This window comes from Streptomyces zinciresistens K42 (assembly GCF_000225525.1).
In the GTDB taxonomy this organism is placed as follows: domain Bacteria; phylum Actinomycetota; class Actinomycetes; order Streptomycetales; family Streptomycetaceae; genus Streptomyces; species Streptomyces zinciresistens.
The window spans coordinates 21,993-34,901 of the sequence record NZ_AGBF01000059.1; the positions used below are offsets into that span (position 1 = coordinate 21,993).

The window sequence follows — 12,909 nt, forward strand, 5'->3', positions numbered from 1 at the left end:
CCGATGCCAGCGAGCAGTCTGCGGACGGTGGGGAGTGACAGGGTGATGGACACGGCGGAGCGGCGCGTGGCGCCTGTGGGCGGCGATGCGGCGCGAGAGGCAGCGCGGCGCGGTCCCGGGGCTCCGGATCGCGACATTCCGACGCATGAGGAGAGAACCGAGGAGACGGTCGCGGCGCAGGAAGCGCCTGGCTACCGGCCGTTGTGGATCGAGGAGCCGACGCCACGGCGTCGGCTGCCGGACCCGGTGCGCACGGCCGCGGTGCGGGCTGTCCTGATCGTCTCGGTGACGCTGATCCAGGCGATGGTGGCCTTCCTGTGCACCATGGCGGAATCCTGGCTCGCGTTCCCGATGGTCATCAGCAGCATAGTGAGCACGGTGGTGGCGACCTGGGCCGCGCTCGACGTCTGGGTGACGCGCCAGGTGTGGAACCAGCGCAACGGCGTGGTGTCGGCCCCGAGCAGCACCGCCAGGTCGCTGCGTCGCGAGCGGCGCAGGATACGGCGACAGGCGCGGGCCGCGGAGCGGACGCAGGAGCGTATACGCCGCAGGGGCGGGGCGGGTCAGCTGTCGCACTCCTGACCGGCCGGGGGCCGTACGGACGCCTCAGTGGGGGCCGAAGTGGCCCGGGGAGCCGCGTTCGCGGCATCCCCCGGGCGCTCCCCGGCCTTCCGGCCTCCGGCGGCCTGCGGTCTCCCGCCGCGGCGGGCGTGCGGTCTGCGGTCTCACGCTAGGACGTGGCCGGTGCCGGGCGCTTGAACATGCGAGTCGCCGTGATCTCGCTGTGGACGGCACCGTCCCCCTGGGGTTGCTGCGGCAGCCCCGGGCGCAGATGCTCCTCCACGCTGATGTACTTGAGGCCGGCCCGGAGGTCGGCGTCGTTGCGCAGCCGGATGACCAGCGGGAACTCCGCGAGGGCCGTCGTGTCGAACAGGCCGGTGGTGTAGAGGAGTTGGACGCCCAGCGCGTCGGACACGGCGCGTTGCAGTTCCAGCAGGTATGTCGCGTTGGCGCGCCCGATCGGATTGTCCAGGAAGAGGGTGCCGGCGTGGCGGTGCTTGTCCCGGCCCCGGTCGTTCGAGCGCAGCGCGGCCATGGTGCAGTACAACGCGATCGCGGCGGTGAGCAGCTGACCGCCGGAGAACACGTCGCCCATCTGCCCGACGGGGACGCGCTCGGCGCGCAGCACGGCGTCCGGCTTGAGGATCTCCACGGCGATGCCCTTGGGCTGCAGCGCCGCGGCGACACCCCGCAGCAGCAGCGACATGCCGTCGCGCCTGAGGTCCGAGTTCTTCTTCAGCGCGGCGCGGGTCGCCTCGTCGATGACCTCGCCCAGCCGCTCGGTGAGCGTGGCCTGGTCGGGTTCCTCGAAGCGGATGCGCAGGAACTCCTGTCCCGACCATTCGCCGAGCCCCTCGGGCAGCCGCGACAGGCGCTGTGCGGAGCGCAGGGTCGTGAGCGCCGACTCCACGAGTCCGCGCAGGCGGTCGACGATCGAGTCCCGGTTCCGCTCCAGCTGGGCCAACTCGTCGGTGAGCACCCGCAGCCGGGGCGCGAAGGCGTCCGCCCACTTCTGCGCGTGCTCGGGCAGGGCCGAGGCGGGCAGTTCGCGGATCTGCTGGCGCGCGGGGGTGCGGACCTGCTCGTAGCGGGTGGAGTTGGCGTGACGTACGAGGATGTCGCTCGCCTCGCGGACGGCGCCCTCGGCGGCCGAGAGGTCGGCCGCGCAGCCGCGCAGTGACCTGCGGGCCTCGGCGGCGGCCTGCCGTGCCTCCTCCGGGCTGCCGGGGTAGGGCTCGGGTGCCTCCTGCTCCTCGTCCGCGGTGTGCTCGCGCAGCAGGTCGCGCAGCATCGCGGCGATCTCGTCGAAGCCGGCGGCGGCGTCCTCGGCGGCGCGGTGGGACGCCAGAAGCCCGGCGTGCGCCTCCCTGGCCTCGGCCAGCGCGTCGGTGCGCGAGGTGAGTTCGGCGGTCGCGGTGCGCAGCAGGGCCTGGGCGTGCTCGGCGTCGCGGGGCTGGATCTCCTCGGACAGCTCGGTGTGCGCGTCGCCGTCCCCGGGTGCGTGGCGTTCGGTCTCGCCGCGCAGCCGGCCCAGCTGCTCGCTCGCGCTGGACATCCGGGTCTCCAGGAGCTGGACCAGTTCCTCGGCGCGGGAGGCCGCTGCCTGGCGGGAGGGCCCGTCGGAGCCCTCGGGAGACTGCAGGAGCTGTTCGGCCCGTGTACGGACCTTGTTGCTCAGCCGGTCCAGCTCGGTCAGGGCGCCGCTCTCGTCGCTCTCCGCTCGGGCCTGCTCGGCGCGCAGATCGGCGCCGACGCCGACCTTCTCGTACACCCGCGAGGCCGTCCGGTACGCCTCGCGCAGCGCGGGCAGTGACGCCTGCGGGCTGTCCGCGCCGGCTTCCGGTACGTCGTCGGGGGCGCCCGCGATCTCCGAGCGCTCGGCGCGCAGGGCGCGGGCGGTCCGGCGTGCGTCGTCGGCGGCGCGCTGCGCGGCACGGCGGTCCTCGTCGGCGGCCCGTGCCCGCTCCAGGCAGGTCTGGGCGCGGGCCTCGGACTCGGTGGCCTCGTCGGCGAGTTCACGCAGCCTGACCTGCCAGCCGGCCCGCTCGCGCAGCCGGAAGGCGAGCCCCGCGAGGGCGTCGGCGGCGCGGCGCGCCTTCTGCGCCGCCTCCTGACGCTCGTCGCGGACGCGGGCGGCCTCGGTGGCGGCCTCGTCGGCCTCGGCCCGCACGGTCCGGGTCTCGGCGAGTTCGGTCTCGGACTCCTCGGCGAAGGAGCGTGCCTCCCGGGCGGCGTCGGCCAGCTCGACCAGGCGTCCGGCCGGGCAGCCCGTGCGCCACGAGGCGAGCCGGGCGGTCAGTTCGCGGTCCTTGCCGAGCCGTACCGCGAGGCCGCGGATGTCCTCGTCGCGCTCGGCGGCCCGCGCGCGCAGCGCCTGGCGCTCCTCGTCGGCCGCGTGCTCGTCGTGCATGGCCGGGTTCGGGGGGACGAGGAAGACGGCGCCGCTGTCGTCGGCGGTGGCGGGTGTCGGCGCGAGCAGGGCGGCGGCCGTGCCGACGGCGACGGCGGAGCGGGGCAGCAGGGCGGCGTCGCCCAGTGCCTCGCGGGCGCGCGCGTGGGTGCCGGGGTCGGTGATGATCACGCCGTCGACCAGTTCGGGGCGGGCCGCCAGCACGCGCGCGTGGTCGACGGGGTCGACGGCCTGGGCCAGGTAGCGCCAGCCGGGCAGGGCGGGGATGCCCTGCTCGCCGAGGAACTCCACGGTGGCCAGCACGTCCGGACCGGGCGGCAGCAGTCCGCCGTCGCCGAGTGCGCCCAGGATCCGGCTGTCGTCCGCGGCCGCGGTGCGCAGTTCGAAGAGCTGGCGCTCGGCGGCCGAGACCGCGTCGTCGAGCAGTTCGCGCAGTTCACCGGCGAAGCGGTCCAGGTCCTCCGCGGTGAGAGCGCCCTCCTGTGCCGCGCTGGGCTCCGGGGCGCCGCGGGTGGCCGCGCCCGCGAAGCCGCCGTCGCCGGTGCGCGGCGCGGGGACCGCTCCGCGTCGCGTGCCCGTCTCGCCGGAGAGGCCGAGCAGTTCGGCGAGCCGCTCCTCGGTGGCGAGCCCTTCGGCGAGCCGGCGCTCGGCGTCGTACGCGCGTTCCGCGGCGGTGGCCGCGTCCGCCGCGCGGGCCGCCGTCAGCTCCGCGCGGGACTCGGCCGAGCCCGCCTCGCGGGAGTGTTCGGCGGCACGCCGGGAGGCTTCGCGGGCGGTGTCCCAGGTGGCCACGGCCGACTTCTCGGCGTCGCTCGCCGCGAGGGCGGCGCGGGCCGGGTCGGCGTCGGGGGCGGTGTCGTCGAGCCAGCCGGCCCGGACGGCCTCGGCGGTCTCCTGCTCGACCTCGGACAGCCGCTGCCGCAGATGTCCGGCCTCGCTGCGGGCGCGCTGCGCCTCGGTCGCGGCGGCAGTGGCGTCCCGGTGGGCGGACTCGCCGGTCTCCTGGAGGGCGGCGGACCGCTCCTCCTCCTCGTTGGCCAGGGTCTCGGCGCTCGCCGCGGCCGTGTGCAGGGCGCGTACGAGGTCGACGGCGGCCTCGGCGCGGGCGGCCAGGGCCGGGGCCGCGTCCCGCTCCGCCTCCTGGATGGCGGCGGCCACACGGGCCACGCGGTCGGCGGCGGCACGGTGGCGCAGGACGGCCTCGGCGGCCTGCCAGGCGGAGTGCAGGGTGCGGGCGTCGGCGAGTTCGCGCTTCTGCGCGGCGGCGGACTTCTCGGCCGCGGCGAGCGCCAGCGAGGCGTTGCGGTAGGCGAGTTCCGCGGCGACCAGGGCGCTGCGCCCGCGCGCGTCCTCGGAGTGGGTCACGGCGTAGGCGGCGGCGGTGACCCGCTGGGCGAGGTCGGCCGCGCGCACCCGCTCCTGGACGCCGCGCGCGGACAGCCGCCTGGCCAGGGTCCGCGTGCGCCGCTCGGCTCCGGCGTGGATGTCACGCGCGCGTGAGCGCGTCCCTGCGGCCTCGACGATGCGTCCGAGGAGGTCGGCCGATCCGGCGGTGAAGTCGCGCTCGGCGATCAGCTCGGCACGCCTGCCCAGCTTGTTCCCGAAGCCGCCGACCAGGTCGGCGAGGCCGTCGGTGTCGCGGGTGTCGGTCACGGCCCGCAGGAGCAGATCGGTGAAGTCGGAGTCCTTCTTGACGGCGAAGAGCCCGGCCGCCTCGCCCTCGTCGGCGTTCATCTCGCGCTGGTAGCGGAAGAGTTCGGGGTCGAGGCCGAGGTCGCCCAGATGCTCGATCCAGCGGTCGTGGATGTCCTCCCAGTGGACCTCCAGATACGGGTACGCCTTGCCGGACTCGGTCAGGGCGTCCCGGAAGCCCTTCATGGTGCGCCGGCGGCCCTGCGCCCCCGACTGGCCCTCGGCCGGAGGGCGCACGGCGGTGGACTCGGCCACGGGGAGGTTGTCCAGGCTCAGCCCGGGACCGGGCCGGAAGGAGTACCAGGCTTCGGCGAACTTGCGCGGGTCGTTGGAGACCTGGCGCCCGCGCCATTCGCTGGCCTTGCCGACGACCACGCACTCGCCGGTGAGGGTGTGCTGCCATTCGAGGGCGACGTGACCGCAGTCGTCGGCGAGCAGGAACTTGCGCAGCACACCGGAACTGGCGCCGCCCAGGGTGTTGCGGTGGCCGGGCAGCATCACGGAGAAGATCAGTTTCAGGAGAACGGACTTGCCGCCGCCGTTCTCCAGGAAGAGCACCCCCGCGGGGGCGGGCCTGCGGGGCGGGCCGACCGGCTCCTCCGCGAAGAACTCCGCCTGGGTCGGCGCGGGGTCGGGCACGGGCGCGCCGACACCGCGCAGGTCAAGCACGGTGTCGGCGTAGCGCGCACCGGCCGGTCCGATGGAGTAGAGGCGGACCCGGGACAGCTCGTACATGGCGGACTCTCGTAAGTCTTCGGCAGATCGGGGAAGTTCGGGGGTCAGGCGGAGTGGAACGGCAGCCCGGCGTCGGCCGCCAGGTCCAGGTCGTCGGTCTCGTCGGCGGGCAGTAGCGTCGCGGTGCCGTCGGTGACCGGGACGACGCCCAGTTCCAGCAGTTCGGCCAGGGCGGCGCTGCCCGCCAGGTCACGCACCTGGAGCTGGTAGCGGGCGGTGGTGCGGTAGGTGCCGCCGCCTTCGTCGCCGGTGCGCTGGAGGAAGCCGGAGTCGGTGAGGTAGGCGACGGCCTTGCCGATGATGCCGGTGGTGGAGCCGGCGAGCCGGCGCGCGTCCTTGGTGGCGCCGGTCGCGCTGCGTCTCACCCAGATCCGCCACGCCGCCTCCAGTCCGGGGGCGTCCGTGGCGGGGTCGGTGTTCTCGCCCTGCTCCTCGGCGCGCTCCTCCAGCCGACGGCATGCCTGGCGGACGAAGGCGTCGACGCCGTTGACGCTGACCCGGCCGATGTAGCCGTCGTCGGCGAGGTCCTCGGGGCGGGGGAAGGCCAGGGCGGCGACGGCGAGATGGGCCAGTCCGTGCAGGAAGCGGTCGCCGCCGTCGGCCGACGTGCGGCGCGCGTAGTCGCCCATGCGCACGGCGAAGACGGAGTCCTCGGCGGCGGTGACCGCCATCCCCGCGCGCGGGGACACCTCCAGCACGACCAGTCCGAGCCCGGCCGCGACGGCGTCCGCGAGGCGCGCGAACGCCGGCTCCTCGCGGTGGCGGCGCAGCAGATCGGCGTACTCCTGGTCGCGGGCGGGCTGCAGCTTGGGCTGGAGTCCGAAGGCGACGAGCCGCGCGGCGTCGGCGGCGTCGGCGGGAGTGACGGGCCCGGCCGCCGACGGGGCGGCGGCCTCCGGTTCGCTCCACTCGACGTGCTCGGTCACGGTGTCCGCTCCTCGTGGGGGTGGTGCCGGTCCTCGCGGAGCTCGGCGTGGCTCATGCTGCTTCCGTTCTGCCGGCGGCCATACCGGCCGCGTCGAGCAGGGCGGTGCCGACGATCAGGTCGGCGCCGCCGAACTCGGGATCGTCGAGTTCGGTGCCGTCGTCCACGGCGAACAGCAGCTTCTCCTCGCCCTGGCGGTAGGCCGTGCCCACGGGCGGGCTGGCCGCGTGCACGGCCAGCAGGGCGACCAGGTAGGGCAGTTCGGGGTCGCGGCGGCGCGCGTCGGCCAGCAGGCCGGACAGGCGGCGGGGCGCGTCGGCGGGCAGGTCCAGAAGCTCCATGGCGGCGCCCAGCTGCTCCTCGCTGAACCGGCTGTCGTCCGGGGTGGCGATGAGGTCGGGCTCGGGCATCTCGGCGCCCAGGTGCTCGCGCTCCACGGGCGGCGTCAGCAGGATGTCGACGAGGTCGGCCACCCGCACCGACACCGGTGTGCGCAGCCCCGTCCCGCGCGCGAAGAAGGCGTCCGTGACCCGGACCGCCTGCTCCAGCGGCAACGGCAGCAGGGGCGCGACGAGATGGCCGTACAGGTCCGTGCCGGAGGTGGTCATGGGTGTGGCGAACGCCTGCCGGTCCTGCTCGGCGCGGAACAGCGGGCCGGCCTCCAGCAGGCGCGACTGGAGCTGGGTGTGCCGGCGGATGCAGTCCTTGACGATGTCGACGAGCTCGGCGGCGCGGCGCTTGTGCTCCGCCTCCTCGGTCTCGTCGCGGGCCTTGCGGATGTTGGTCAGGATCGCGTTCTCGTGGCGGTAGCGGTCGGCCACGTGGTCGAGTGCCTCCGCGATCATGTCGGGGACCGCGCTCAGCCAGTCGACCGCGCGGACGTTGCGGCGGGTCGCGTCCAGCGCTCTGCGCAGGGTCTCCGAGTACTGCACGGTGCGGTAGCGGGCCTGCTCGGCGGCGAGCTGGGCGTCGGCGAGGCGGCCGCGGTTGATCAGCACCTCCAGCTTGACCTCGGCGGCGATCTGCGCGCTGGTGACGTCGGTGTCCAGGGCGCCGACCAGGACGTTGACCGCCTCGTCGGTGGTCCGCAGGTACACCGTGCCGCCGGGTCCGGGGACTTCCTCGATCAGCTTGAAGTCGTAGTCCCGCCGGACGTAGCTGCCGTCCGGCGTGAAGGTGCCGTACACCGCGCGGAAGCCGCGGTCGACGCTCCCGACGTTGATCAGGTTCTCCAGCACCCAGCGGGCGACCCGCTCGTGCTCGGACACCGGGCGGCTCGGCGCCTGGGCGGCGATACGGGGGATGAGCCGGGCGACGATCTGATCGTGGTCGGCGCCGGTGTCGAAGTCCATGTTGAGCGTGACGAGGTCGATAGCGGCGAGGGCCACCTCGGCCATGCCGTACACCGAGTACTCGCCCGCGAGGTTGGCCTTGCGGGCGTCGAGGTCGTGCAGGGGCGCCGTGCAGGCGAGCGCGCGCAGCCGCCGCGCCAGGCCCTCGTCGGCGGCCGGGCCCGGAGCAGGGCGCGGCCCCGCGCTGAGCTGGGGCGGAACACGGTCCGTCGAGGCAGGCGAAGTCACGGTGCACAGACTAGGTCCTAGGTCTGACATCGATCCAAACGGCGCGGATCGCCCCCGGCGGGGACGGCCCCGGGCGGGGACGGCCCCGGGCGGGGACGGCCCCGGGCGGGGACGGACGACCGCGGATCGCCCCCGGCGGGGACGGACCACGCCGTCGCGTCCCGGCCGGGGCCCGGCACCGTGCCGCGCACCGGGTCACGCCCCGGCGGCCGGCCGCGCAGCCTGAAGCCGCGACCAGCCGCCGTCCCCGGAAGCCCGGACCACACCGCGCCCCCGGCCCGCGCTACGGCAGGACCTCGCCCCCGCGCGCTGTCCGTGGTCCGGGTCGGAGCGCTGGCCACGGTGCAGGACCTCGGCCGTCCGGGGCACGCCCGTCTCGGGGTGCCCCGCTCCGGCGCGCTGGACGCCCCGGCGGCCGCGCTCGTCAACCGCCTGGTCGGCAACGCGCCCGAGGCGGCCGTCCTGGACACCACGCTCAACGGCTGCACCGTGCGGCCCCGGCGCGCCGTCACCGTGGCGGTGGGCGGGGCGCCCTGCCGGGTCACGGTCGACGGGCGCCCGGCCGCCTGGGGCACGGCTGTGCGCGTGCCTGCGGGCGCGCTCCTGGACGTCGGCCCGGCCGACGCGGGGGTGCGCGGCTGTCTGGCCGTGTCCGGCGGGATCGCGGTGGAGCCGGTGCTCGGGAGCCGTTCGACGGACCTCTTGTCGGGTCTGGGGCCGGCGCCTCTGATCGACGGCACGGTGCTTCCGCTGGGCCTGCCCGCGGCACCGCACGGGCGCGTTGACGTGGCCCCGCAGCCGGCGCCTCCGCGCGAACTCGTGCTGCGGGTGACGCCGGGCCCGCGCGAGGACTGGTTCACGCGTGCGGCCGTACGCACCTTCACCTCGCGCGCGTACCGCGTCTCCGCCTCGGGCAACCGCATCGGGCTGCGTACCGAGGGCCCCGCGCTGGAGCGGGCGGTCACCCGTGAACTCCCCAGCGAGGGCATGGTCCTGGGCGCGGTCCAGGTCCCGCCCGACGGCCGGCCGGTGGTGTTCCTCGCCGACCACCCGACGACGGGCGGGTACCCGGGGATCGCCGTCGTGCGCGCGGCCGACCTCCCGGCCGCCGCGCAGGCGGTCCCGGGCACACCGGTCCGGTTCGTCGCCGCGCGCCGCCGCTGAAGTGCGCGGCACGCGCGTGAGTCGCCGCCGGGGCCACGCCCGCCGACAGCGAGCCGCACCCCACGCGCGCGTGCACCCCCTGCCTCCGCTGCGGCCGCACTCTCCGGCACCCCCGCACCCCACGCGCGCGTGCACCCCTCCAGCTCGGCCCTGGGCTCGGGGTCGTCGGGGCCGCACCCCACGCACGCGCCACCCCACCCGGGCCGGGCGACATCCCACCGGAAACCGCACCCCGCACGCACCCGCACCCGCACCCGCACCCGCGACAGGCGAGCCCCCGCCCGCAGGCCCGCCCGCGCGCTACGCGGCCTCCGGCGCGGGCCGCACCCCAGGCACCGGGCGCGGCCCCGGGAGCGCGAGGGACACCGGCACCCCGGCCACGTCCGTCAACTCCGGCCCCCCGGCGGGGCGGTCGGAGAGGGGCGACCCCGTCCGCAGCCGTCCCGGGGCCGTTCGAGCGGCCGTTCCAGGGCCGGCCGCCCACCCGCCCTCAAGCCCCGGCACCGCTTCCCGTGCTCCCACCGCGCTCAGTGCCGCCGACACCGACTGCGCGGCAGACAGGTCGAGCCGTCCCGAGGTGCCCCGCGCGCGGTGCCCCATCTCGACGGCGGCCAGCCGCAGCAGTTGGGGCAGCAGGTCGTGGCACCGCCGGACGAGCCAGGCGCTGCCCGCCGTGGCGAGCCAGAACAGGCTCGCCGACCTGGCGGGCGGCGGGAACTCGGGCTCGGCGGCGGGCGCGCTTCCGCTCGCCGTTCCGGACGCCGCCAGGATCTCGTGGAACCGCGCCGCCAATTGCCGGTGCCCCCGTTCCCCGGGGTGCAGCCGGTCCGCGCTCCACATCGCCCGGTCGGAGACCCAGTCGGCCTCGGCGGCGTGCAGATGCAGGGCACCGTGCCGCTCGGACAGCGCGTGCACCACGGTGTTGACCGCGCGCTGCCGCCGGGCCAGCGGGGTGCCCAGCACGGCGGGCAGGCCCAGCATCGCTCCGGGGTCGGGCAGGCAGGCGGTGAGCACGGCGGTGCCCTGGCGGGCGAACGCGGCGTACACGTGATCGAGGCGGTCGGCGACAAGGCGGATGTCGAAGGTGCGCCGCAGGGTGTCGTTGACGCCGACCAGCACGGAGGCGAGGTCCGGGCGCAGCTCCAGCGCGGCGGGCAGCTGCGACTCCAGCACGTCGCGCGTCTGCGCCCCGCTGACCGCGAGGTTGGTGAACTGCGCGGCCGGTTCGCCCAGTCCGCCCGCGAGCAGCGCGGCCCAGCCGCGCCACCCGTCGCCGACGGGATCGCCCACGCCCTCGGTCAGGGAGTCCCCGAGGGCGACGAAGCGCAGCGGTCTCATGCCACGTCCTCCGTCCGCGCGAGGGGCCTCGCCGGGACGGTCGCGTCGTGCGCGGCGAGGAAGGCGTCGACGGCCGCGCCCCAGCCGAAGCACTCCGCCCGCGCGCGTGCCGCGTCCCGGCGCTCACGTTCCGGGCGCTCCAGCAGCGACTGCACGGCGTCCGCGAACGCGTCGCCGCCGTCCGCCGCGGTCACCCCGGCGGATCCGATGACCTCGGGCAGCGCGGAGGAGGCGCTGGCCACGACGGGCGTCCCGCAGGCCATGGCCTCCAGCGCGGCGAGCCCGAACGTCTCGGCGGGGCCCGGGGCCAGGCAGAGGTCGGCGCTGGCCTGGAGCGCGCCGAGCAGGCTGCGGTCGGAGACATGGCCGAGGAAGGTCACCGGCAGGTCCCGCTCCTGCGCGCGTTTCTCCAGCCTCGCGCGCAGCGGCCCGTTCCCGGCCACGACGAGCACGGCGCGCACCCCGCGGCGGCGCAGGGACTCCAGCGCGTCCAGCGCCGTGCCGGGCCGCTTCTCGACGGAGAGGCGGGAGCACATCACGAGCAGTGTCTCGTCGGCACGCGCGTGCGTGCCGCGCAGCGCGGTGTCGCGCAGGGTGGGACGCCGGTTCATCAGATCGACGCCGAGCGGAGCGCGTACGACGTTGCGGGCGCCGATCCGCACGAACTCGCGTTCGGCGAACTCGGTGGTGCACACGACCCGCGAGTACGTGTGGGCCGTACGGGCGTTGAGGGCGTCGGCGGCGTGCCGGGACAGGTTCTCGGAGAGTCCCCAGGTGCGCAGCACGCCGTCCGCGGTCTCGTGGGAGACCATCACGGACGGCACGCGCGCGCGGCGGGCCCAGGTGCCGGTCCAGCGCAGGGTCGTACGGTCCGAGACCTCCAGGCGGTCGGGGGCGAGTTCCTCCAGCAGGGCCGCGACCCGGCGCCTGTCGAGGAGCACGCGGTAGCCGCCCGTGCCGGGCACCGTCGGGCCGGGCAGCGTGATCACGCGGCCCTGCTCGGTCTCGCGGTCGCTGCGGGTGTCGCCGGGCACGACGAGGACGGGGTCGTGGCCCGCCAGCCGGTAGCCCGTGCCCAGCTCGCGCAGGGCGGTGCGCAGGCCGCCGGAGGCGGGCGCGACGAAGTTGGCGAGGCGGACGATGCGCAGCCCGGTCATGCCGCCATCACCGCCTTGCGCGCGGCGACCACGTCGGCGTAGTGGCCGATCAACTGGTCCCCGATGACGGCCCAGGTGCGGCCCTCGACGGCGGCACGCCCCGCGGCCCCGTAGGCGGCCCGCAGTCCCGGACCGGTGGCGAGGGAGGCGACGGCGTCCCGCAGGGCGTCGGCGTCGCACGGCGGCACGAGCAGGCCGGTGCGCTGGTGCCCGACCAGGTCGAGGGGGCCGCCGGCGGCCGGTGCGACGACCGGCACCCCGGCGGCCATGGCCTCCTGCACGGTCTGGCAGAAGGTCTCGAAGGGGCCGGTGTGGGCGAACACGTCGAACGAGGCGAAGATCCGGGCGAGGTCGTCCCCGCCGCGGCGGCCGAGGAAGACCGCGCCGGGCAGCGCGTCGGTGAGAGCGGGCCGGCTCGGGCCGTCGCCCACGACGACGACCTTGACGCCGGGCAGCCCGCAGACGCCGGAGAGCAGGTCGACGCGCTTCTCGGGGGCGAGCCGCCCGACGTAGCCGACGACGACCTCGCCGTTCGGGGCGAGATCGCGGCGCAGCGCCTCGTCGCGCAGCTCCGGGCGGAAGCGGGCGGTGTCCACGCCGCGTGCCCAGAGCTTGAGCCGGGGCACGTCGTGGGTGCGCAGATCGCGCAGGGAGGCGCTGGACGGGACGAGGGTCACGTCGGCGGCGGAGTGCACGGCGCGTATGCGCCGCCAGGCCGCCGCCTCGCCCGCGCCCATGTAGGTACGGGCGTATCCGGCCAGATCGGTCTGGTAGACGGCGACGGCCGGGACGCCGAGGCGGGCGGCGGCGGCCATGCCGCGGACGCCGAGGACGAAGGGGCTGGCCAGGTGCACGACGTCGGGGCGGTGCTCGGCGATCGCCGTGGTGAGGCGCCTGCTGGGGAGGGCGACGCGGACCTGGGGGTAGCCCGGGAGCGGGAGGGAGGGGACGTGGACGACGGGGCACGGCGCGAGGGCGGCGCCGAGCCTGTTGCCGGGCGCGGGGGCCGGCGCGACGACGAGGGGCGTGTGACCGCGGTCGACGAGGTGTCGGGCGGTCTGGAGCGCGCAGTGGGCCACGCCGTTCACGTCGGGGGGAAAGGATTCGGTCACGATGACGACACGCATACCCGTGTTGTCGCCGGACTGGACGTGGCCGCGTCAACGTGGATCTTTCCGGACAGGGAACGTCCCATGAGCGTTGCGCTGCGCACCCGGCAGGGTCAGATCCCGGCCACGCCCGCCTGGCCTGCGGGCCATCCACCGTTCACGCGCGCCGCGCGCCGGGCCGCCGTCCGCCGACGTGGCGCCCCGAGTGCGCGCCCCCCGCCCCGCTGCCGCGCGGGGC

At 76.1% G+C, this 12,909-nt stretch carries 7 protein-coding genes and 1 pseudogene; 2 read left to right on the forward strand and 6 right to left on the reverse strand.

The features are described from left to right. The first annotated feature begins 45 nt into the window (after positions 1 to 45). Positions 46 to 582: a hypothetical protein gene (locus SZN_RS18190; RefSeq protein ID WP_043731520.1), complete on the forward strand. Its 537-nt coding sequence runs from the start codon at positions 46 to 48 to the stop codon at positions 580 to 582. Between the two features lie 148 nt (positions 583 to 730). Here the strand turns inward: SZN_RS18190 and SZN_RS18195 are convergent, their stop codons facing one another. From SZN_RS18195 to SZN_RS18205, 3 genes are read right to left on the reverse strand one after another with little or no spacing between them, the layout of a single operon-like run. Continuing rightward, positions 731 to 5,398: a hypothetical protein gene (locus SZN_RS18195; protein WP_007497096.1), complete on the reverse strand. Its 4,668-nt coding sequence runs from the start codon at positions 5,396 to 5,398 to the stop codon at positions 731 to 733. A 44-nt stretch (positions 5,399 to 5,442) separates the two neighbouring features. Beyond that, complete coding sequence (locus SZN_RS18200; protein WP_007497098.1) at positions 5,443 to 6,324, reverse strand: hypothetical protein; 882 nt, start codon at positions 6,322 to 6,324, stop codon at positions 5,443 to 5,445. A 52-nt stretch (positions 6,325 to 6,376) separates the two neighbouring features. Continuing rightward, entirely contained in the window at positions 6,377 to 7,903 is a 1,527-nt protein-coding gene (locus tag SZN_RS18205) for a hypothetical protein (RefSeq protein ID WP_007497100.1), read from the reverse strand. 315 nt (positions 7,904 to 8,218) lie between these two features. On the opposite strand from SZN_RS18205, the gene SZN_RS18210 reads away from it, so the two are divergent. Next, on the forward strand, positions 8,219 to 9,067 hold the full coding sequence (locus SZN_RS18210; protein WP_007497102.1) for a 5-oxoprolinase subunit C family protein: 849 nt from the start codon (positions 8,219 to 8,221) through the stop codon (positions 9,065 to 9,067). Positions 9,068 to 9,565: 498 nt separating this feature from the next. On the opposite strand, the pseudogene SZN_RS18215 reads toward SZN_RS18210, so the two are convergent. The 3 genes and pseudogenes from SZN_RS18215 to SZN_RS18225 form a co-directional block, all read right to left on the reverse strand. Continuing rightward, positions 9,566 to 10,405, reverse strand: a pseudogene (locus SZN_RS18215) (SGNH/GDSL hydrolase family protein); the annotation flags it as partial. Continuing rightward, the gene (locus tag SZN_RS18220) at positions 10,402 to 11,562 is read right to left on the reverse strand and encodes a glycosyltransferase (RefSeq protein ID WP_007497106.1); all 1,161 of its coding nucleotides are present in this window, start codon (positions 11,560 to 11,562) and stop codon (positions 10,402 to 10,404) included. The pseudogene SZN_RS18215 and the gene SZN_RS18220, both read right to left, overlap by 4 nt. After that, a complete protein-coding gene (locus SZN_RS18225; RefSeq protein ID WP_007497107.1) occupies positions 11,559 to 12,689 on the reverse strand; it encodes a glycosyltransferase family 4 protein in 1,131 nt (376 codons plus the stop codon). Before SZN_RS18225 ends, SZN_RS18220 begins: the two co-directional genes overlap by 4 nt. Positions 12,690 to 12,909: the final 220 nt, after the last annotated feature.

What these genes read in the sequence shown, in the direction of transcription:
- SZN_RS18190 (WP_043731520.1), top strand. Translation starts at nt 46, where the DNA reads ATGGACACGGCGGAGCGGCGCGTGGCGCCTGTGGGCGGCGATGCGGCG.
- SZN_RS18195 (WP_007497096.1), bottom strand. Translation starts at nt 5,398, where the DNA reads ATGTACGAGCTGTCCCGGGTCCGCCTCTACTCCATCGGACCGGCCGGT.
- SZN_RS18220 (WP_007497106.1), bottom strand. Translation starts at nt 11,562, where the DNA reads ATGACCGGGCTGCGCATCGTCCGCCTCGCCAACTTCGTCGCGCCCGCC.
- SZN_RS18225 (WP_007497107.1), bottom strand. Translation starts at nt 12,689, where the DNA reads ATGCGTGTCGTCATCGTGACCGAATCCTTTCCCCCCGACGTGAACGGC.